A 21,376-nucleotide genomic window follows, 5' to 3' on the forward strand; every position below is an offset into this window, starting at 1 on the left:
CGCGTACCATAATCCGGTAAAAAGCCATATATTCCACTTTAACATCAATCTGTTAATCCAATGAAAAATCTCATCACAACCTTATTCCTGATATGGATCATTTACCCGGCTTTTGCCCAGCAGCGAGCAAACAACGGTAGTCCTGAAAAAATGGCGGACGGTATCTCTATTGCGGCGCCAAAAGATGTAGATATAAACGCCGGCAAGATAAATATGCTGGCTGAAGAGATCGCCCAAAACACCTACCCCAATATTCACAGTCTGCTGATCAGCCGTCATAACAAGCTGGTATATGAGCAGTATTGGCAGGGCGAAGATCAACACTGGGGCAATTCCATGGGCGTAGTACCACACGATAGGGATAGCCTGCACGATATCAGAAGCATCTCCAAAAGTATTGTGTCCGCCTGTATTGGGATCGCTATCCAACAGGGAAAGATCAAAAGCGTTGATCAGAAGGTCTTCAGTTTCTTTCCTGCCTACGCAGCACAGGATACCGGCCTGAAATCTGCGCTCACCATCAAACATCTGCTCACTATGAGCTCCGGCCTGGTATGGAATGAAGATGTTCCCTATGACAACCCGGAGAACAGCGAAATAAGGATGATCATGAGCCCCGATCCGGTGGGATATGTGCTCCGTCAGCCGATGGAAGCGCCTCCCGGACAGGTCTGGAAATACAATGGCGGTACCACCCAGCTGCTGGCAGCGATCATCGAACGTACTACCGGCAAGCCTATAGACCAGTTTGCCCGCGAATATCTGTTTAAGCCATTAGGCATCACCACCTTCGAATGGTTAAAATATCCGGGCACCACTATTCCGGCGGCCGCTTCAGGACTACGCCTGCGTTCCAGGGACCTCCTGAAGTTCGGGCTGCTGTACAGCAACAACGGTACCTGGCAGGGCAAACAGATCGTTCCTTCCCAATGGACAAAAGAGTCCTTTCAGCCGCATGTAAAACGCGCTGAAGGTGCCTATGGCTACCAGTTCTGGATATGGAATGATACCGTGAATAACAAGCCCGTAAGCTTAGTGAACTGTGTCGGTAATGGCGATCAGCGGATCATTTTTAACAAGGAGCATGACCTCGTGGTGGTTATTACTGCGGGCAATTACAATAAATGGAACATCAGGAAAAACAGCACGGCCATCATGATGGATTATATCGTTCCAGCTGTAGAGAAATAAATGTACGAATGGAAAATCTTCTGAGATATCTCAATACACTCATGCCACTGTCAGACGAAAGTGTGGCAGCACTAATGCCGGCGCTGACCAGGCAGGCATTCAGAAAAAATGAATACCTGCTGCAGGAAGGCCAGGTGTGTCATTCCCTGTTTTATATCGATAATGGCTATTGCAGAAGTTATCATGTTATTGATGGCATCGAAAAAAATACCGGCTTCTTTTTTGAGAATGATATCGCTACCAATATCAACAGTTTTGGCAGCGGGAAAAGATCTGAATTAAATATCATTGCCTGTGAGCCTTTAACGGCCGTTATTATCGATAGGGACCAATTATTCCGGGCCGCCGCTCAGGCCCCCGAAATAGAAACGCTGGGACGTTTATGCATCCGCTTATTTGCATCAAAACAGGAAGAGTTCTCGACCCTATTCAAGCTTTACTCTGCCAGCGAACGGCTGGAATATGTTGAAAAACATCATCCCCACATGCTGCAAAGGGTTTCGTTGACCCAACTCTCTTCGTTCCTGGGTGTAGCCAGGGAAACTTTAAGCAGGATCAGGAAACGCCGCGCTGTATCCTGATATTTTGTGACGATCGTCACAGCGCTGAAAGTGGAGATGTATAGAACTTTGTGCTCATCGCAAAAAAGTAAAACATATGTCTAAACTTAGAAAAATCGACGCTGAAACGAATGTCATTACCTGGTTTGAAATTCCCGTACTGGATACGGCCAGGGCAAAAACATTTTACGAAACTATCCTGGATATCAAAATGCAGACGCTGCAACTGGATGAAACAAATGAAGATTTAACCTTCTTTCCATCTGATCCTGCTGTTGTTCAGGCAACCTCAGGACGGGTTAGCGGTGCTTTAACAAAATCAAAAAATGCAAAGCCATCGGCTGAGGGTACAAAAGTTTATATCAACGCGTACCCCAAGATCGATCTGGTATTGAACAGGGTTGAAAATGCCGGCGGAAAAATTGTCGTTCCCAAAATGCGGATCGGGGCGGGTTTGATTGCGGTTATTGAAGATACTGAGGGAAACAGGATCGGGCTTCACGCTGAGCGTTAAAATGTTCCCGTTGTGTTTTATTCACTGGATTATTGCCACCCGGGGTTGCACCCCGGGCTCCAAACACAGCGCCGCGCCGTAGGTGGGCTAAATGCCGCGAATGATTCCGTATGTTCTTAACTGGAAAACTCTCCAAAGTGCCAAAGTATCCCTGATGGATCATGTACAAAACACTCCTTCCCCCAATCATATGTTCGTATGGGTGTCAGCCTTACACCCTCATATTTTCCGGGTAAGTCGAGGGTCTCCAGTTCATCCCAGAAGCGTTCTACATCTTCCACTTCGAGGAAGATCATAGAATTGTCTATCCAGTCCGGCACATACGCCCGCTGAAGGTAAAATGCCAATTCTCCGGTTTTGAAAACGGACATATCGGGAGACAAAACACGCTCCCCAAAGCCGAGGTCCCTGTAAAAACTACGGGACAGCTCAAAGTCTTTAGCTCCGATGAATGGCCGGATAGATACAGCTTTATGTTTCATGATTTTTACTTTTTATTGATTACAGGGGACCGGGCATATAAAGGTATAACAAAGCCCGGACAAATTGTCCGGGCCTCATTGCAACGAATCAATAATTTAATAGCGCTATTAATACAGCTTCCTGTAACCTGCACTTCCCATTGGTGAGCCTGGAAGTGGAAGATAGTAATTGGAGGCGTCTACCTTTGCAGATAACCAGGTCGGGAATTTCGCATTCACCAGTGTACCGGTACCTTCTTTCGCCTGAGCGCCTTGTTCCAGGTAAATGTAATACTTATCATAGATAGGAGTTACTGCGTTGTGCGGCCTGATAAAGGCATTCGCATTGATGATCTGCACTCCTGTCTGGCCAGTGCTGCCGTTGATGCGCAGGCTGTTCCCCATTGTATAAGCGATGGTATTGTTGGTGAACTGCACAATCGCGTTTGAATAACCTCTCATGCTCACCCCATCGAGCGCTCCATTCCTGAACAGGTTATTGTGGATGATATGGGTAACCCCGCTTCCACCGGAACCATAGAACTGACACAGTTCACCCCAGCCGTCGTGTACATAGTTGTCATGCGTATTCGTATTTGTGGTACGTCCCCCGATCAGGATACCACCGTTATGTGAGGAATTCTTCTGCATCGCCCAGTTGCTCACTTCATTGTTGTAGATCTCCAGCTGATCAATGGCAGCGGTCTGAATACCATCCAGTCCGATATCTACTGCCTTATTGTTATAAATTTTCACGTTCCGCCAGATGATGGGCTGTACATACTGATGACCTGTAGTCATTGCAGATGTAGCGCCGTAATAAGGAGCGTTAGCCGTCAGATCCCAGTAGGTAGCAGTATGGCCGATATACATCGCCTCATTTGTGGTGTATCTGATCAGCACATCATGGATCTTCAGATTCATCATAGTGGTGTTCGGATATACCGTAGTGGCGTCTCCGCTCACAGGATCGGTTTTCGCTACGATACCGTTACCACCGTACTGAATGGTCAGATTGGAGACTTCGATGTTATCAGTCTTGTTACCCAGTTGCAGGTCGTAGTAGGACGCTTTTGCCGCCTGGGTAGAACCACTGATAACAATCTGGGACTGTCCTGATTGTCCGCCGAAACGTATGTAATGACAATTCCAGAAAACACATGCCACCCCGTAGGCGCCACCATTCCAGGCAGGATTCCCCATTGTTACCGTAGTACCGGCCAGGTTGCGAATTGTAATGGGCGCTGAAGCGCTTCCACTCAGATTCACAACCTGGACTGCCTTAAATGTGCCTTTCAGATTGATGATGTCTCCGGGTAAGTAGGTCTTGGCAGAATTGTCAATAAGCAGACGGCCATAAGCGTCAGGAACCAGTGTAAATTGTCTTCCTGTAGTTGTTGTGGTGACAGACAGACCGTTGTCTGAATTTAGTTTTTCTTGTAAAACATCTTCTTTTTTGCAGCTGGCAGCCAGAAAAAGCATAGCTGCTCCAATCATTGATTGGACAATGTAATTGCGATTTTTCATGTTGCAGTAGGATACAGTTAAAATTTTAGGCACGGTGACTCGAAACCGCCCCATTAATGTTGTGATTAATCAGATTTAAGTAGATGTATAAATTAAATGACTCGTTGCAGTGTATTCCCTTCTATTCCATTGTGTCTTCCAATGGGTCTTCAGCTCCCCTGTTGGTCTTCATTGGCATGCATCGTTCACGTTAACCGATGCCGAACATTCCATGATGATAAAAGTAAAATGACAATTTGCCCCCTTAATGCGAACGCAAAATAATTATTATTATCCAAAATGAGAAGCGAAAATATGTTCCGTACTATACAAAAATATATTCAGTAACTGGAACTCATCAATGAATTTAGCGACTGTTTACTATCTTGTGCAGCCTTTACACGGCAAATATTATTAACTGAAACCCTTTGCTGCACTATGAAAAAAATCGTCTATCTGACATTCATATGGTGTATCATCACAGGCGTGGTATATTCCCAGACTGCCCAAGATGCAACAGAAGAAAAAGAACTGCTGAAAGCTATTGACGTCTTCACTAATGCTAACCATCAACACTGGTATGATCTTGAGAAACTGATGAACAGTCTTCCGGACAGCGAAATTGTACAGCGCACGGAAAAATTCCGCAATGCTGCTTTCATCAAAGCTTTCAACATATTCAGTCAGACAAACGGCGACAAATATGCAGCGGTGCGTTCGGCGAAATTTGCACAATATGCTCCTCCTCCTCCTGCATTACTGGCCCTCGATTGGGACACCACCAGTCTCCGTACACCCGGCAGTCTGACTGCCAATATTGACCTGTTCTCGTTGGTCCTCCTCCGGACATTTGATCCGACGATGACTGCACAGATCGCAGGATCCATGTTTACCATGGCCATATTTTCCGACTCCACATTACAACATAATGCACTTCGTTACTATCGTACGAAAGGGCTGTATGGTACGCTGGTGTACACCCGGCACCTCTCCGGCGACCTATGGCAGGTATGGGCCGCTGACCATATACTGGCAGTATCGTTCCGGTATGATGTGCGACTGGGGATTATCACAGCTCCCAGCCGGACAAAACTCGAAGACCCGGCATATACGAAGCTCCAATGGCCTCACTCCATCGCCAAACCGGCCGATGAAACTGTCCGCCTGACGGACGATCTTGCGCAATCGATTTGGGACAGCTATCCAGCCACCGGATACGAGAATGAGGATAGCTACTTTCATTACAGACAATTACAGACTGTAAAACTGGCAGCCTTTCTCAACGACAATCGTAGTCGTTACAGAGCAGCAAGAGAACACGAACTGCACTCACTGGCACAGCCACCTGCACCTGCTACACTTAGCGGCTTTAAGGAACTGACTACAGCAGAGGACGATATCACCCCTTACAGGGACAGCGTTTACAACGCTGCTACTTTCCTTTATCCGCGTCAGTGGGCCGCTGCCATACAAATGGCGGCACTCTCCTATTTTCAGCTGAATACGAAAGATTATGCAAGACGGGTACAACATAACGCCATATTCGGGTTAAACAGTTATGCGCGCCGTCTCAACGATAACGAGTGGGAAGTATGGAACGTCGGGGCATTAGATGCCTGCTGTTATGTATGGGACCTCATGTCCGGACATATCAGCAAGGTCCGTTACTGGGTACGGGAAGAAACCAAATCCTGATGTCCTACTGAGATCCCTTTATTTCAGTTTAGTTTTTTGATCCAATATGTCAAAGAGCTTTCCTTTCACTGCGGGAAAGTGCGGCCTTGAAGGTGGCACTTTCCCGTAGTCGTTAATGCAATGTTAGGAAAGACTCCAATGCAGTTTCAAACTATGTATACGAAAGCCCTTTATCCCGATATAAGACCCATTAATCCCGTTATAAGAGCCCTTCGTGGATGCTATGGCAGCGTCCGCCTCTCCATTTGACCTGCATTAAACTAGCATATGACCAGGATCTTCTTCCGTCTTTCTTCCGATAAAAACGGAGGAATAACGGAGGAAAGACGGAGGAATATGCTAGTTGTATGCTAGTTGTATGCTAGTTGTATGCTAGTTTAATACTGGTTCAATCCAGGAAATGACCTGGATATGACTTGCATTATCCTTTGTTAATCCTTCGTTCGGAACGAAGGATTAACAAAGGATAATGCAAGTCATATCCAGGTTGTATGAAGGTCATCTGCGGCAATAGGCTCCGCCTTATGTTTGTAGCCCGGGATGCCCCCGGGGAACGGAATTAGGATTCCCTGGCTACATCCTGGTCACATCCCCTGATCAAAACCTCTTCTTAACAACCTTTACTTTACAATTTTTCATAATCCAGCAGGATCACACCCGATTTCGACGTAACAGCCCGGTTGAGTTGCAGGTTGGTCCGGTCTTTCAGATCCGAAAAGAGTGGCTTCCCTCCTCCCAGGATTACCGGATGCACGGCCAGCAGATAATTGTCGACAAGCCCCAGGTTAACAAACGTGGTGATCAGCCTCGCTCCACCATAAAGCCAGATGTCTTTGCCGGGTTGGGCCTTCATCTCATTCACCCGCTCAGCAATATCGGCTGTGATATATACAGCGTCGTTACTTTCTTTCGATTGCGTTGAAAAAACGTACTTGCTTTTACTGTGTACACTATCCCAAAGTTTCCTTTCAGGTAAAGAGGCATCAGCAGCAGGCTGATATTGCCCCCAGAGATCATAACTCACCCTGCCGTAAAAGATAGTGTCGATCCGTGCCAGAAACTCTTCAAAATGCGATGTAATGCCCTCTTCAGACGCTGGTCCGTCATCGGTGATGCACCAGTCTATTTCCCCGTTCGGGCCCTCTATAAAGCCGTCCAGTGTAACCGCAAGATTTAAGATCACTTTTCTCATGTCGTAGGGTTTAAGTTTTTATTTTTCTTCCGGGATTCTCCTAAAAATTTTTTTTATTATTAATTTTCTATTAACTTACTGCTACAAATAACGCATTTTTTTTAACCCGCTTTGTTTGTGATTAGCTCTATATACCCGAATTAAATAATCATTCGAAATTTGGTATTTAAGTTTGGTTTTACCCCGATAGCAGGAATGCGCTGATTCCCTTTGAAATAACTATTGTAATATGTTAAAAATCGCTGCAACAATATTTTTCTCCCTTATACTTTATTCCACTTATGCACAGGTTTCAGTTCAGGGCAAAGTGACTGACAATAACCGAAGCCCGCTGGCATTTGCTACCGTAAGCATGCAACAGGGAAAGATTGTTGTTTACAATACACTTACAGATAGTACAGGGCATTATTTACTCTCCAATATAAAACCAGGGGAATATAAACTCCTGATCCGCCCGGGAACCTTCAGGGATACGATTATACCATTCGCCATCCATACAGATACAACGCTGCATATACTTTACGATAAAATACAAACATTATCAGAAGTAGTAGTGCGGTCTAAAAGACCAGTCTTCGAACGCACCATCGACCGGCTGCGGTTTAACGTGGCAGGTACAGATCTGGTGTTCGGTAACAACGTATGGGATGTCGTAGAAAAAACGCCACTGGTCAACGCTTCTGCTGATGGCACATTGGAGATCAGCGGAACCTCGGGGGCAATTGTATACATCAACAATAAAAAGAAAATACTTACAGGAAATGCGCTCAAAAATTACCTGAGCAGTATTCCTTCCGACAATCTTGAAGCGATCGAAGTGATGACCACTCCTCCCAGCAAATATGATGCGGAAGGTGGTGCAGGTATCATCAACATCATCATCAAAAAGAATAAAGAAGAAGGCCTGAACGGGAATGCCGTGCTGAGCGCAAGGCAAAGTGCTGTCAATTCCCAGGCGGCCAGCGTATATCTCAATCACCGCAAAGGGAATTGGAATATTTATACAGATCTCTATGCGGGCAACAGGAAAAGGAAGCCCGACTTCAATAAAAATATATACTATCCTCCCGGTGGCAGTGATGACCTGATACAACGAAACATTCACTCTTCCAATGAGTTCCGTGTATTATATCCCGGCGCCAATCTGGGCGTGGATTATCAACTCAATCGCAACCACGTTATAGGCGTATTGTTCGACTATTCCGGCGACTGGCATAAGGAAACACGCGAGGCCTACACCCGCGACCATTTCCTGCATACAGACTCTCTGCGGTTCACCAACAACAACGACGATCTGAATTCGCAAACATATTCGCTGAACATCAACTACCAGGGCAAACTCGATTCTACAGGCACAACACTCAGTGTGGATGTGGATGTACTGGAATACAGATCAGACAATAAATCACTTAGTAAAACACAAACGCTTGATATAAATACCGATAAACCCCTGGTCACTAAAGACTGGTTCAGGAGCTCTTCTCCGCAAGACATCAGCAACAAATCTGTCAAAGCAGATCTGGAATGGCCTATCGGCAAAAATTCATCTCTCGACCTTGGCGCGAAGGTGTCATTATCTTCCATCCACAATAACCTCGTGTTCGAAAACTGGACACCGGACTATAAATGGGAGCCAGACCTGACAAGAAGTAACCTGTTCAAATATGATGAGAACATCAGCGCTCTGTATGCGATATGGAATAGTGAAATAAACACGCACTGGAGCTACCAGCTGGGCATGAGAGTAGAGAATACCATCGCGAAGGGATGGTTGAACGGATTAAGAGTGGTAGACAGGAATTACACAAATGTATTTCCGACAGCATTTCTTAAATACACGACCGCCAAAGAAAGAACATATGTGCTGGCAGTATCCAGCAGGATCACCAGGCCAGGCTTCTGGGACGTAAACCCCTTCCGGACCTATACTACCGACCAGACCTACTTTGAAGGCAATCCCTTTCTGATGCCATCAAAATATTACAGGCAGGAACTGAGCCATACACTGGAAGGTAAAACAGGTACCTACACCTTCCAGGTAGCTGCCAGCCAGCTATTGGACGAGTTCTATGCACTACCATACAATCCCTCAGGAAATATTATTGCCAACAAAAAAACAAACTATGGTAATAAATACAGCTATTCCGGCGCGATGGTGTATTACAATAAACTGCGTCCCTGGTGGACCTTATCAGGCTCTGTACTGACAGGCTATGTCATCTCCAGAGGAAAATATGCAGACAGCGTCGATATTAACAATGAATCTTTCGTATTGAGTCTCTCCGCCAATCAGACCTTTACTATTTCAAAGAAGAAAGGGCTTTCCTGTACGGTGATCGCGAAGAACACTTTCCCGGTTACCATCGTCAATACAAGAATCTCCAATAGACTTGAAACAGAGATCAGGCTGAGAAAATCCATACAGCATTTCAACATTGTTCTATCTGCACAGGACCTGTTCAAAAGTAATATGGACAGATATAATATTATGCTGGACGGCCTGCGGATCATCGACAAAAATTATCACGATACGCGCAGTGTAGCGCTTTCGGTAAGCTATAATTTTGGCAAATCTACTGTAAAGAGTAAAAGAGACCGGGACACCGGAAACGATGACGTAAAAGGAAGAATTATGTAGTTAACCAAGCCCCCGAATCCATCTGCTTTACTGGTGCTTCTTTAGTTTCATTTCAATCCCAATAAATGAAAGGGCAATCGCCATGTCCTTACTGATGGCACATTTTTTTATTCTTTAAACCTCAGATTTTATGAAGAAAAAAACCAAGATCGCATCACAACCCGAACAGAAAAGCATCATTGATGAAGCACTGAAGTCTTCACAAAACGAGCAGCTTGACCTCTACAAAGCTATTTTCGGTGGCGTGGGCGCTGACTGTCCTGTTGTTGCCGTTAGCAACCTGCGTTCAAGAGCATCTGCTTACGACAAGCACGATACTTTCCTGCAGGCAATTGGTTAATTAACCAGATGTATAGCCAATCTATCTGTTGATAGATTGGCTATCTATACTCAACCCCGTTTCTACTATGAAAAAGATAAGCTCATTCGTGCTCAAAATTGCCAGCCGGTGTAACCTCAACTGTTCGTACTGTTACATGTACAACCTGGGCGACAAGACCTACATGAACCAGCCCAAGTTCATGTCTATCGATACGATCAGTGCATTAGCAGAAAGGCTACGCTCGTACTGCAGCGCGGCAGATATACGCTTTGTCCAGATCGTCTTCCATGGAGGAGAACCCCTGCTGCTCAGTAAAGAATTTTTCCGGGAAAGCATTGAGATCTTTACAAGCACCTGTCCCGATATTGAATTCTCTTATACTATTCAGACCAATGGTGTACAACTGGACAGCGACTGGTATCATTTCTTTAATGAATACCAGGTGAAGATAGGAATCAGCTTTGATGGTCCGCGGGAACAACATGATCGCTACAGGGTATTCCATAACGGGAAAGGCTCTTATGAGGATGTAGCCAAGGCAGTGAGGCTGGGAAAAGATAATGGTCTCACCGGCATACTGATGGTACTTAATGTTGATATACCACCAGCAGCGTTTTACCAGGAGATCAAACAGCTGGGCGTCAGAAATCTGAACCTCCTATTCCCCGATGGCCATCATAGTAAACTACCTGGCGGATTTGATATTGAAAGACTTTCTGAAGAAGGATATACTCCTTATGCGGATTGGCTGATCGCATTGTTCGTACTATGGAAACAGGATAAGAGCAGGCCCACCATCCGGCTTTTTGAGAACCTGATTGCCCTGCTGATGGGCAATGAGCATATCGGCAACCAGGCTATAGGAAGGAAAACCAATGGCGTTGCTGTCATAGAAACGAATGGCGGAATAGAGGTGGTTGACTCATTAAGAGCTTGTTATGAGGGCATCACGAGAAACAATTTCAATGTACATACCGGGAAAATAGAAGATCTTTTTGGGGATGATGTTTTTGAACTATTCTACAACTCCCACGAAATGGTATGTGAGCAATGCCTGAACTGTCCCGTTTACGACATCTGCGGCGGTGGTTTCCTTGGCAACCGGTTCTCTGAAGCCAATGGGTTTGATAATCCTACTATCTACTGTAAAGATATTATCCGCCTGGTCAGTTTCCTGCAGAACGATATCCTGGAAAGCCTTCCTGCTGCTACTGTTGAACAGATCGGCGTTGAGAAGATGTCTTACGAAGAAGTGATGGAAGAACTGAAAAGACCTGCTAACACCAGAATAGATAAGAGCGTAAAGCAAAAATTAATCTCATTTAAACAAGTATCATGATGGAACTAAAAAAAGGAATCGGCTTATATAGCAAGCTGCCCTGTATTAATGAACAGTTGTACATTAATGAGGGAACGATCCCTGCCACGGCAGATACCGGGCTTTATTACCATCCCGGTTCATATATCCCCCGGCATGAATGGAGACATTTACAGCCTGCCGAATCAAAGCTATTAGTAAGCGATACCGCTACTGAAACAGATTTTAGCAAAAGCATCTACGTGGGAGAGATCCCGGAAAATCTAAAGACATCTTTCGCAACACTGGGTCTGGACCAGGTGAAAGAACTGGATAAAGTTTACCCGACGCTGAAAGAGAATGAAAGCATCGTAAAGCAGATAACAGAAGAACTGGAAACGTTTCTGCGTCCAATGTCCGGCAGCAGGAATTATAAGTTTCACCGCATCACAAGGGCAATGCCTAACCGTGAAACGATTACCTGTCATTATATAGAGGAGCAGTTTGTCTATATCGGTTTACATATCGATCAGAGCAAACGTTTTACAGCACAAACCGCCTACAAGTCCGGCAACCGCATTTCCATCAACCTGAGCAAAGAGAATCGCTGGCTGGCATTCATTAATCTTTCCATGCGGCAGGTAGTAAATATGCTGAGAGAAAAGATGGACGTGTCTGAGGTGAACCCCGACAATATCGCTTATTATTTCTTTAAGCACTACCCCGATTATCCAACGATTAAAATTGAGATCAAACCTTATCAATACTACATCGCTCCTACAGACAATTTCTTCCATGATGCCACCACGCTGGGCAATAAGGAGATAGATGTAACGATCGTTTACACAGGCGTTTTTGACAAGGTCAGTTTAAATAACTAGTGTATGAAAATGATCAAAGGCATCCGGCTACACAACCAGACTGCTGATGGATATAATGCTGTTTCCATTAACACAGGCGTATTGCATCATGCCGGTCAGGAGAAACAGGCCGTTAACTACGAAGGACTTTCCTTTGTACCTGACTTCGAAGAAGGAGCATTCCTGCCGAAGAGGAACTGGCGGCCGCTGGACAGTACAGAATTAAATATACTAAAGCCCGTGGGTAAACATACTATTGGCAAAACGATCTGTTTGGGAGATATTCCTGATGATCTGAGATCCTTGTTCGAACAGCTGCACCTGGACCAATGCAGGAGCAGGGAGGACGTCTTTGCAAAGTTCAGGGACAACCCGGAACTGACTACAGCCATCAATACATTGACAGATCAATTCCTCCAAAGCAAATCCAACGGGTACCCCTACAAGTTCCATTATCTCGGCACCAATCTCCCTGATCTCGAAGTAACAGCCTGCGACACTACTGTAATGCCCACTGGTTACAAAGAGCAGGACAAAAAGTATATGGGAATTCACAATGACGGTACCGAGTATGTATCTCCTTATCAGTTGCATAAACTCGGGAACAGACTGACGATCAATCTTGGTGCAGAACCCCGCTCCTTCCTGTTCCTCAACCTCACCATGGTACAGGCGCTTAATAAACTGAAGCAGGTAATGGATGTAGACAAGCATAAGATAGACATCATCAATATTTCAGAATACTTCTTTAAATACTTTCCTGATTATCCTGTAGTAAAGATCACACAACATCCATACCAGTACTACATCGCCCCGACAGATAATTGCTTCCATGACGGATCAACACTGGGCATGAAGTCGCTGGACATCATCCTGGTATATTTCGGCATGTTCAGCTGCCGGATGTAATACAAAATTCAAACCTTTTATGTATGACGCAATTAAAAAAAGGGATCACCATTCATAATCAGCTCCCTGAAAGCTATGATGCGATCAGCATCAACTCAGGTACTGTTCACCATGCAGAACAGGTAGCGCCGCCTGTCAGCTTCCAGGGATTTAACTATGTCCCGCAATATAATGATGACGCCTATGTCATAAAAAGAGACTGGAGGGCATTGAATAACGCGGAGATCAGATGCCTGCAGGCCAACGGGCACCGTAATGATTATAATACCATTTACCTGGGAGATATTCCTGAAAAGCTGAAAGACCAGTTCCATTCGCTCTCTTTAACCGGCGCGGCGAACAGGGATGAAGTAATGGGAAAACTGGCCGCAAGCGCGGATAAGACGAAAGCGCTCAGTGAACAACTCAATGCATTCCTACAACCACTGGCCAATAAACAGCCATTCAAATTCCATTGTATCGGCATTAACTTCCCTAATATTGAGCTGGTGGCCTGTAACACGACCAAACTGCCAGCGGGCTACAAACCACAGGATATAAGGTATATGGGCATGCATAATGATGGCACAAAGGATATGACCATTTATACTGCCAATAAAGCCGGCAACAGGATCTCCATCAATATCGGTGAGGAAAGCAGATCCTTCCTCTTTGTGAATCTCTCTATGGTACAGGCCATCAATATGCTGAAGAAGAAAATAGATATCGTGGAGCACAATGTCAACATCGCCAATATCGGACGCTTCTTCTTTCAGCATTACCCGGATTATCCGGTTATAAAGATCTGTCAGCAGCCCTACCAGTACTATATCGCTCCAACAGATAACTGCTTCCACGACGGATCGACACTGGGTAGCACTACCCTGGACGTCACCATGGTTTATTTTGGCAACTTTCAATATTAATGTATGCATCTGAAACAAGGTATAAGATTACACAGCCTCTTACCCGAAGGATATGATGCTGTTTTCATCAACTCAGGTACCTCACCGTATAAAGAACAGGACCTGGCGAAGATAGACTTCCAGGACTGGCATTTTACGCCTCTCTTTGAAGACGATGCCTATCTGCCAAAGAAAGACTGGCGAAAGATGAATGTGCAGGAGGAAGCTATCATTCGCTCTAAAACCGATCGTAAGGATCATAATACAATATTCACCGGTTATATCCCGGCAGAACTACAGGATATCATTGACCAGCTTGGGCTGGAGCATTCAGGAAGCAGGGAGGAGGTGATGCATAAGTTCAGGGATAATCCGGATACTATTCAACAGCTCAATTCAAAAATGCAGCAGTTCCTGACAACCGTTGCAGATAATAAGCCATTCCATTTCCATTGCATAGCAGCCAATCTGCCCAACCTGGAAATGGTGGCTTGTGATATTACGCGGCTGCGGGAGAACTTTACCGTTCCCGAGAAAAGGTACATAGGATTACATAATGATGGTACGCAGTTTATGACCCTGCACACTACCCATAAAGCAGGCAACCGCATCACCATCAACCTGGGCAAACAATCGAGGATATTCTACTTTGTGAACCTGACCATGATCCAGGCGTTGAATATGCTGGCAAAGAAGATCGACGTAAAAGAGCAGGAAGTAAATATCTATAACGTGTCTGCTCACTTCTTTAAACATTTCCCGGACTATCCTGTCATTAAATTCATTCAACAGCCTTACCAGTTTTACATTGCGCCGACTGACAACTGTTTTCATGACGGATCTACTTTAGGAAATACGGCCTTAGACATCAACATGGTTTACTTTGGAACTTTCAGATGCTGAACTTTAAACATTACCCCTTTCAGAAACAGCTGGACTCGATGGATTGCGGACCGGCCTGTTTAAAAATGATCGCTGAATACTATCGTATTGAGACGAATATATTCGTCCTGAGAGAATGGTGCAACACTTCCAGGCTCGGGACCAATATCGGCGATATTGTTTATGCTGCAGAACAAACCGGTTTGAAAGCGCTGGTGCTGAAAACCACAGACGAGTATCTCACTGCCCATCAACCCTTCCCCTGCATACTGCACTGGAGAGAGAACCACTATGTGGTGCTTTATAACATCAAAGACGGGAAGTATACTGTGGCCGATCCCGGATATGGCGTTACTACACTCTCCCGGGAAGAGTTTATGCAGTCATGGCTGGGCAGAGGAGAAAAAGGCATTGCACTATTTGTGGAACCGGATCCTGAAAGGAAGAACAATACGGTCAATACCCCGGCTCACGCAAGGAACATATCCCGGCAGTTCCTGCAATTCATGAAGCCCCATGCGGGTAAAACGGGTATACTATTCCTGATCATCCTGGTGGCCAGCCTGATATCGTTACTGATCCCCAGAACGATCCAGTATATGACAGATCATGGCGTACAGGAGAAGAACATCCATATCATCTGGAAGATGCTGTTATTCCAGTTTATGTTATTCGGCAGCCTCACATTTACCAACTATATCAGGAACCTGATCCAGGCAAGGCTCAGCACGAAACTGAGTATCAGCATTATCTCAGAATTTCTTGTCAAACTGTTACAACTGCCTGTCTCCTTTTTTGACACAAAGAACCATGCGGATATTTATCAACGTATAGATGATCACGAGCGGGTGGACACTTTCCTGTCAACAAAGCTCGTAACGTTTATTTTCTCCGCGGCGCTACTGGTGTCGTACGTAGTACAGATGTTATTCTTCGATAAATACATTGTGTTCAGTTTTGTCGCGTTCACTGTCCTTTCCTTTATCTGGTTCTTCCTGTTCCTGGGGAAGCGGAAGGAACTGGACTATCGCCGCTTCGGGCTTGCCATTGAAGAGCGGCATTATCTCAACGATCTTATTTCAGGAATGACAGAAATCAAACTGAATAATGCGCAGGCTGTCAGGGTAACGCAATGGCAGGAATTACAACAGAAACTGTATGACTTCAAACTCGGCAATCTTAAGTTGTCACACCTGCAGCAGAATGGGATCAACACTATCAATCAGCTAAAGAACATCTTCATTACCTTCCTATGTGCCTATTGGGTGATTAACGATAAAATATCTTTCGGCGTGATGCTGAGTATCAGTTACATCATCGGCCAGTTAACCGTTCCCCTGCAGGAAGCAATGAACTTCTTCCACGACTACCAGGATGCCAGGACCTCCTTTGAAAGACTGAATGAGATACAGTTAAAGGCAAATGAAAACGATGGAGAGAAGCTTGCTTTCCCCAGCGGTTTCAGTGAAGGGTTTGAGATTGCTGATCTTTCATTTAAATATGCAGGCGTCCATAACAACTATGTGCTCCGCAATATCAATCTCTCTATACCCAAAGGCAAGATCACTGCTATAGTGGGCACCAGCGGCAGTGGGAAGACTACTCTAATGAAGCTCCTGTTGGGCTTTTATGCTCCTCAGCATGGGGATATACTGGTCGATGATATCAACCTGCAAAAGATAAACACAGACGACCTCAGAAGACAATGTGGAGTGGTAATGCAGGACGGATATATTTACAGCGCTTCCATTGCACAGAATATCGCGATGACAGACAGGGATATTGATGTGGCGCAGGTAAGAAGGGCACTGCAGATTGCCTGTCTTGATGAATTTGTAGACTCCCTGCCGCAAAAGTATAATACATTACTTGGCAGTATTGGCGTAGAACTGAGCGGCGGGCAAAAGCAACGCTTATTCATTGCGCGGGCAGTATATAACAATCCCCGGATCATCTTTTTTGACGAAGCCACCAATGCGCTTGATTCCAACAATGAAAGGGCTATCATGGACAACCTGGAACGTTTCTTTGAAGGGAAGACGGTAGTGGTTATTGCACACCGGCTCAGTACCGTCAAGAATGCTGCACAGATAGTGGTACTGGAAAAAGGCGAGATAGTGGAAGTAGGATCTCATGCGGGGCTGACAAAGAACCGGGGCAAGTATTTTGAGCTGGTGAAGAATCAGTTGGAATTAGGCGTGTAAGTTATCCCGTATATAAAAGACAAAGGCCGCACAAGGCGGCCCTTATCATTTACCACAGCACCTCAATTCACTTAAAGTACAACGACCTTCTGTGTGGAATTGAGAGAAGTATTCGCGATCTTCACCAGGTATACGCCTGGTTTAAGCGCTTTAGGTTCTATTGTATAATTAGCTCCTGTAGTCACTTTCTGCATTATCAGTTCACCTGTCAGGCTATAGACAGTGATAATGCTTCTTTCTGCTTTAGCATTGGAGAAACGAACCTGTACGCCGTTGTTGGCAACAGCCGGGTTAGGATATACCTGGAACTCCGGATTGCTGAAAGCTACTTTGTATTCTTCCGGTCTTGCCTGGCCGTTGAATGGCTGGTTACAATATAAAGACCAATCGATACCTGATTTTGCCTCAGCAACAGCTTCGCTGGTCCTTGCGCTTGAAAGCAGGGCAGCAGCGTACCATTTTGTGTTCACGCTTGCAGCACCTGTTACACCGGTAACCAGCTGCAGACGGTAGTCGTATTTTGCTTTCCGGGTAGCTTCTCCTGAATAGATATAGTCAGTGTTTGTAATGATAGCGATCACTACATTGTTAGCCGGAGCAGCAGCAAGTTTCAGCGTAACGTTACCGCTGGAAACATACTGGCTGTATACAGGTGTACCATTGGCAGTCCAGTAAGCCAGCTGACAGGTCATGTTTGCACCGATAGGCTGGAAGTTGACAGTAACGGTATTGCCGGTCACTGTTAAAGGAATCTGGTTAGCGCCTGACCAACCTGGCAGTGTAGTAGTATCAGGTCTCAGCACACCATTGGTATTGGTTGTTTTCGCATAAGGCGTTGCGGTCCACGGAGCAGGATTCAACCAGGAAGGCTGCCACTCAGCGCCGATAGAGCTACCGAAGTTATCATTGAGCAATTGAACAACGGCTCTCTTCCATTTACCAAAATCAACCATCGCCTGTTTAGCCCTGTATTCTGTAATCAGTCTGCGCATCTGGGCAGCGCCGATTCCGCTTGCGATACCTTCCAGTACTCTTGAAGATGCATATCTCCATATCCATGGAACAGCATTGTCGCCCAGTGTATTGCCCAGGAAAGTAGGGAATGAAGAACTGTACTGGTGTCCGCCCAGGAATCTGCGCCATGTACAGAGCTGCTGACCTGCACTGTTGTACATGTTCACACCTTCTGCTGATGGTCCGCCGAAGCTACCATCCTGCAGCCAGCCTGAATAACATTCAATCGGCATAAACGGCGCAATGAAATCGGTACCGTTCAGGAAGCCCATTGAGCTGTAATTATTGGATCTGCGGGCGTCAGCTGTTTGCTGGAACCACACGTTACCTCCTTCATGGAACCATGCAGAGTTCTTTACACCTGGCAGGTCGGCCAACGTAGCATGAATACCTTCATGCACCATCGCGCTTCTCTGGTATTCGGCATCGCTGCCTTTATATGCCGGATCAAATGCATATACAGGGTAATAAGAAGCCAGTATCATTGGCCAGTTCTTGCCATTGTAGTAGATCCCGCTCTGCCATCCACCCTGCTCTGTGCTATCTGCCTGGTCGGTGCAAAGACCGGAACCGTACAGGTATACAGCGCTCTTATAGCCGCTTCTGGCTCTCAGATCGGCAGGCCAGCCCATCGTATCACGGAAGTATTTGAACTCGCTGTTTAAGCGGGCCAGCATCGGTGTGATAGCAGCGGAAGTGATCATAGCACGTTTCTTTGGTCCCCAGCGGAATGTCCACCAGCCGGAAGACTGTGTACCCACCACCTGCGGACAGTCATTCAGGACCTGTGCAGGTTCAGCCAGATTAGGATATTCACTCCTGAAGTCATAACTGATAGTAGGCGAGTAATTTGGCCAGGTATAATTGCTGCTGTCGCCGCCAGTAGGTGGAGGTGTTGTTACAGCAGTACCATATACCTGCCATTCCAGGATACCTGTTGACTGCGAAGTATTACGCATAGACAGGCGCAGCCTGGTTACATTTACTGATGTGAAAGATACGGTGTTGAATGCATTTTTCTGTAGCGGTACATTTGCCAGCTGTGTCCATGCAGAGCCGTTCCAGTATTCAAGATAAGCCGTGGTAGGCGTCAGTACACCACCGGCATCATCAAACCAGTACACCTGTACGGAGGTAACAGCGTAAGTCTGTGACCAGTCATACTGTACCCATTGGATGGAATTCGGGTTATCCCAGTTACCATAGGCGCCATGACTTTTGTCGTTTGAATTGGCCGGCGTGTAGTTATCATTTAACGCCGTAATTGTTTCCCAGGGAGAAACGTAGGAAGTTGTTGAAGTGGCCTGTGGCGCAATATTCGTTTGTGCGTGCGCGACGAAGCTGCCAAATAACAACAGGAGCGATGTCCATGTAAATTTTAGCATCGTGTGTTCTTTTAAAATGGTGATAAAAAAAGGATAGCCTGGATAGTTGTTCACTCCACCATCGACGGGTTTTTCAAAGTCATAATTGTCCCTAAAGCGCGCTTCAGGTCACTGCTTCATAGGTTCTCGCATTAGTCATCTGATTGAAAATAAACTATGGCCGAATAGAACGCCATAGCTGGGTCGTATCATTTTTTCTATACCGCGAATGGTTCTTTTGAGTTTTAATAATATGGTTTTTGATGCTCAGTACACTATACTTTTGCACGTTGTAAAAATAGTATAGTCCCCGATACAGGGATCTCCATATTTTAACTTTTTCGAATAGTATTTTATCCTATGGTGTCATTCGGACACTATATAATAATATATCATTAACAGACTAATCTCGTTAACAGGATCGGTTATACAATCTTCAGAAGCCTTTTATTCAGATCAGCCGATAAAAAATAGTGCTTACCTGGCCTTTTATTATTAACCCCGGGATCATTCACTCTCACAACGCTTTTTCTTCTTCATAAATTGACGCATTAAACAAAGTAGTTTGACGTTTTAAACAAAGCAGCTTCGGGTACTTGTCTTTAGTTTTGTCTTATAAAAATTTAAAAAATGAAAGACAACTACAACGGAGCATTACAGCAAGCGCTTCACTCCGGATTTAACGCTACATCAACCACGCATGATGTTATAAAAGGAATTGATCTTACTGGTAAAACGGTGATCGTTACCGGCGGTTATGCAGGTATAGGACTAAAAACTGTTAGCACACTGGTCGCTGCAGGCGCCAGTGTGGTTGTACCAGCACGCGATGTACAGAAGGCTACCAACAACTTAAAAGGGGTAAGCAATATAACAGTAGCGGCAATGGATCTTATGGACCCGGCATCTATCAATGCCTTTGCAGAAAACTTCCTTTCTACTCATAAGCAGCTCGATATCCTCATCAACAATGCCGGCATCATGTGGGTGCCATTACAACGTGATAAACGCGGATATGAATCACAGCTGGCTACCAATCACCTGGGACACTTTCAACTAACAGCAAAGCTCTGGCCAGCCTTAAAGAAAGCAAACGGCGCCCGTGTGGTGAATGTATCTTCCTTTGGACACCAGATGGCTCCCTTCAACTTTGAGGACCCTAATTTTATCAACAGGGAGTACGAAACATTACAAGGCTACGGACAATCTAAAACAGCTAATAACCTTTTCTCGGTAGAACTGGACCATCGTGGCAAAAGTGCCGGTGTACGGGCCTTCTCCTTACATCCGGGATCAGTGCTGGGTACCGATCTCGGACGTGTTGCACCGATGGCCTTATTCCAGCAAATGGGCACGCATGATGAGAACGGGGATATCTATCCTGAAGTGGCGGCCAGACTTAAAAATGTGGCGCAGGGAGCTGCTACTTCGGTATGGTGTGCCACCAGCCCACAATTAAATGGTATTGGCGGTGTGTACTGCGAAGATGCCGATGTAGCGCAATTGGATGAAGGGAACATTGTACATAACTATGACGATCCTTCCTCTTTGCGGGGAGTGAAACCATATGCTGTCGATGCCGCCAATGCACAAAGATTGTGGACGCTGAGCGAAGAGATGACAGGCATTTCATTTCCTGCAAACTGAGATAACAAAAGCATATTGACTACAAATATACAACCCGCCGCGGCGGGTTGTATATTTGTAGCCCGGGGTGCAACCCCGGGACCCCGCGCAACGGGATCATTCGCGACAATAGGCTACGGCAGGAGCCATGTGTTTGTAGCCCGGGGTGAAACCCCGGGAACCCCACGCAACGGGATCATTCGCGACAATAGGCTCCGGCAGGAGCCATGTGTTTGTAGCCCGGGGTGCAACCCCGG

General features: G+C 45.7%; 17 protein-coding genes. 13 read left to right on the forward strand and 4 right to left on the reverse strand.

Annotated elements, in window-relative coordinates:
• The first annotated feature begins 60 nt into the window (after positions 1-60).
• The 3 genes from F3I09_RS24820 (at position 61) to F3I09_RS24830 (ending at position 2,265) form a co-directional block, all read left to right on the forward strand.
• A complete protein-coding gene (locus tag F3I09_RS24820; RefSeq protein ID WP_223233376.1) occupies positions 61-1,191 on the forward strand; it encodes a serine hydrolase in 1,131 nt (376 codons plus the stop codon).
• Positions 1,192-1,199: 8 nt separating this feature from the next.
• Positions 1,200-1,772 (forward strand): Crp/Fnr family transcriptional regulator, encoded by a 573-nt coding sequence (locus F3I09_RS24825; RefSeq protein ID WP_149697754.1) that lies wholly within the window; start codon positions 1,200-1,202, stop codon positions 1,770-1,772.
• Positions 1,773-1,848: 76 nt separating this feature from the next.
• A complete protein-coding gene (locus F3I09_RS24830; RefSeq protein ID WP_149697755.1) occupies positions 1,849-2,265 on the forward strand; it encodes a VOC family protein in 417 nt (138 codons plus the stop codon).
• A 116-nt stretch (positions 2,266-2,381) separates the two neighbouring features.
• Here the strand turns inward: F3I09_RS24830 and F3I09_RS24835 are convergent, their stop codons facing one another.
• Both F3I09_RS24835 and F3I09_RS24840 read right to left on the reverse strand, forming a co-directional pair.
• Positions 2,382-2,747: a VOC family protein gene (locus F3I09_RS24835; protein ID WP_149697756.1), complete on the reverse strand. Its 366-nt coding sequence runs from the start codon at positions 2,745-2,747 to the stop codon at positions 2,382-2,384.
• Between the two features lie 108 nt (positions 2,748-2,855).
• The gene (locus tag F3I09_RS24840) at positions 2,856-4,253 is read right to left on the reverse strand and encodes a right-handed parallel beta-helix repeat-containing protein (RefSeq protein WP_223233377.1); all 1,398 of its coding nucleotides are present in this window, start codon (positions 4,251-4,253) and stop codon (positions 2,856-2,858) included.
• Between the two features lie 417 nt (positions 4,254-4,670).
• Here F3I09_RS24840 and F3I09_RS24845 point away from each other — a divergent pair, with 417 nt between their 5' ends.
• Positions 4,671-5,927 carry a hypothetical protein gene (locus F3I09_RS24845; RefSeq protein WP_149697757.1) on the forward strand — a complete coding sequence of 419 codons (1,257 nt, stop codon included), beginning with the start codon at positions 4,671-4,673 and terminating at the stop codon, positions 5,925-5,927.
• A gap of 625 nt (positions 5,928-6,552) precedes the next feature.
• On the opposite strand, the gene F3I09_RS24850 is transcribed toward F3I09_RS24845, so the two are convergent.
• Positions 6,553-7,119: a dihydrofolate reductase family protein gene (locus tag F3I09_RS24850; protein ID WP_149697758.1), complete on the reverse strand. Its 567-nt coding sequence runs from the start codon at positions 7,117-7,119 to the stop codon at positions 6,553-6,555.
• A gap of 229 nt (positions 7,120-7,348) precedes the next feature.
• Here F3I09_RS24850 and F3I09_RS24855 point away from each other — a divergent pair, with 229 nt between their 5' ends.
• The 8 genes from F3I09_RS24855 to F3I09_RS24890 all read left to right on the forward strand — a co-directional run bounded on the left by F3I09_RS24855 (position 7,349) and on the right by F3I09_RS24890 (position 17,115).
• Positions 7,349-9,757 (forward strand): outer membrane beta-barrel family protein, encoded by a 2,409-nt coding sequence (locus F3I09_RS24855; RefSeq protein ID WP_149697759.1) that lies wholly within the window; start codon positions 7,349-7,351, stop codon positions 9,755-9,757.
• A gap of 130 nt (positions 9,758-9,887) precedes the next feature.
• Positions 9,888-10,097: a hypothetical protein gene (locus tag F3I09_RS24860; RefSeq protein ID WP_149697760.1), complete on the forward strand. Its 210-nt coding sequence runs from the start codon at positions 9,888-9,890 to the stop codon at positions 10,095-10,097.
• Between the two features lie 67 nt (positions 10,098-10,164).
• A complete protein-coding gene (locus F3I09_RS24865; protein ID WP_149697761.1) occupies positions 10,165-11,418 on the forward strand; it encodes a radical SAM protein in 1,254 nt (417 codons plus the stop codon).
• Positions 11,415-12,257, forward strand: a complete 843-nt coding sequence (locus F3I09_RS24870; RefSeq protein WP_149697762.1) for a hypothetical protein — start codon at positions 11,415-11,417, stop codon at positions 12,255-12,257. Before F3I09_RS24865 ends, F3I09_RS24870 begins: the two co-directional genes overlap by 4 nt.
• 3 nt (positions 12,258-12,260) lie before the next feature.
• Positions 12,261-13,145 (forward strand): hypothetical protein, encoded by an 885-nt coding sequence (locus F3I09_RS24875; RefSeq protein ID WP_149697763.1) that lies wholly within the window; start codon positions 12,261-12,263, stop codon positions 13,143-13,145.
• Positions 13,146-13,168: 23 nt separating this feature from the next.
• Positions 13,169-14,050, forward strand: a complete 882-nt coding sequence (locus tag F3I09_RS24880) for a hypothetical protein (RefSeq protein WP_149697764.1) — start codon at positions 13,169-13,171, stop codon at positions 14,048-14,050.
• A gap of 3 nt (positions 14,051-14,053) precedes the next feature.
• Entirely contained in the window at positions 14,054-14,932 is an 879-nt protein-coding gene (locus tag F3I09_RS24885) for a hypothetical protein (RefSeq protein ID WP_149697765.1), read from the forward strand.
• Positions 14,926-17,115 (forward strand): peptidase domain-containing ABC transporter, encoded by a 2,190-nt coding sequence (locus tag F3I09_RS24890; protein ID WP_149697766.1) that lies wholly within the window; start codon positions 14,926-14,928, stop codon positions 17,113-17,115. Before F3I09_RS24885 ends, F3I09_RS24890 begins: the two co-directional genes overlap by 7 nt.
• A gap of 71 nt (positions 17,116-17,186) precedes the next feature.
• On the opposite strand, the gene F3I09_RS24895 is transcribed toward F3I09_RS24890, so the two are convergent.
• Positions 17,187-19,514 (reverse strand): T9SS type A sorting domain-containing protein, encoded by a 2,328-nt coding sequence (locus F3I09_RS24895; RefSeq protein ID WP_149697767.1) that lies wholly within the window; start codon positions 19,512-19,514, stop codon positions 17,187-17,189.
• A gap of 609 nt (positions 19,515-20,123) precedes the next feature.
• Between F3I09_RS24895 and F3I09_RS24900 the strand changes: the two genes are divergently transcribed.
• Positions 20,124-21,140 carry an SDR family NAD(P)-dependent oxidoreductase gene (locus tag F3I09_RS24900; RefSeq protein ID WP_149697768.1) on the forward strand — a complete coding sequence of 339 codons (1,017 nt, stop codon included), beginning with the start codon at positions 20,124-20,126 and terminating at the stop codon, positions 21,138-21,140.
• Positions 21,141-21,376 lie beyond the last annotated feature (236 nt).

Source organism: Chitinophaga sp. CF418 (genome assembly GCF_900142925.1).
Taxonomy (GTDB): Bacteria; Bacteroidota; Bacteroidia; order Chitinophagales; family Chitinophagaceae; genus Chitinophaga.

Excerpts from the sequence above, each read along its gene's own strand:
- F3I09_RS24820 (WP_223233376.1), top strand. The coding sequence starts at position 61 with ATGAAAAATCTCATCACAACCTTATTCCTGATATGGATCATTTACCCG.
- F3I09_RS24825 (WP_149697754.1), top strand. The coding sequence starts at position 1,200 with ATGGAAAATCTTCTGAGATATCTCAATACACTCATGCCACTGTCAGAC.
- F3I09_RS24830 (WP_149697755.1), top strand. The coding sequence starts at position 1,849 with ATGTCTAAACTTAGAAAAATCGACGCTGAAACGAATGTCATTACCTGG.
- F3I09_RS24835 (WP_149697756.1), bottom strand. The coding sequence starts at position 2,747 with ATGAAACATAAAGCTGTATCTATCCGGCCATTCATCGGAGCTAAAGAC.
- F3I09_RS24840 (WP_223233377.1), bottom strand. The coding sequence starts at position 4,253 with ATGAAAAATCGCAATTACATTGTCCAATCAATGATTGGAGCAGCTATG.
- F3I09_RS24845 (WP_149697757.1), top strand. The coding sequence starts at position 4,671 with ATGAAAAAAATCGTCTATCTGACATTCATATGGTGTATCATCACAGGC.
- F3I09_RS24850 (WP_149697758.1), bottom strand. The coding sequence starts at position 7,119 with ATGAGAAAAGTGATCTTAAATCTTGCGGTTACACTGGACGGCTTTATA.
- F3I09_RS24855 (WP_149697759.1), top strand. The coding sequence starts at position 7,349 with ATGTTAAAAATCGCTGCAACAATATTTTTCTCCCTTATACTTTATTCC.
- F3I09_RS24860 (WP_149697760.1), top strand. The coding sequence starts at position 9,888 with ATGAAGAAAAAAACCAAGATCGCATCACAACCCGAACAGAAAAGCATC.
- F3I09_RS24865 (WP_149697761.1), top strand. The coding sequence starts at position 10,165 with ATGAAAAAGATAAGCTCATTCGTGCTCAAAATTGCCAGCCGGTGTAAC.
- F3I09_RS24870 (WP_149697762.1), top strand. The coding sequence starts at position 11,415 with ATGATGGAACTAAAAAAAGGAATCGGCTTATATAGCAAGCTGCCCTGT.
- F3I09_RS24875 (WP_149697763.1), top strand. The coding sequence starts at position 12,261 with ATGAAAATGATCAAAGGCATCCGGCTACACAACCAGACTGCTGATGGA.
- F3I09_RS24880 (WP_149697764.1), top strand. The coding sequence starts at position 13,169 with ATGACGCAATTAAAAAAAGGGATCACCATTCATAATCAGCTCCCTGAA.
- F3I09_RS24885 (WP_149697765.1), top strand. The coding sequence starts at position 14,054 with ATGCATCTGAAACAAGGTATAAGATTACACAGCCTCTTACCCGAAGGA.
- F3I09_RS24890 (WP_149697766.1), top strand. The coding sequence starts at position 14,926 with ATGCTGAACTTTAAACATTACCCCTTTCAGAAACAGCTGGACTCGATG.
- F3I09_RS24895 (WP_149697767.1), bottom strand. The coding sequence starts at position 19,514 with ATGCTAAAATTTACATGGACATCGCTCCTGTTGTTATTTGGCAGCTTC.
- F3I09_RS24900 (WP_149697768.1), top strand. The coding sequence starts at position 20,124 with ATGAAAGACAACTACAACGGAGCATTACAGCAAGCGCTTCACTCCGGA.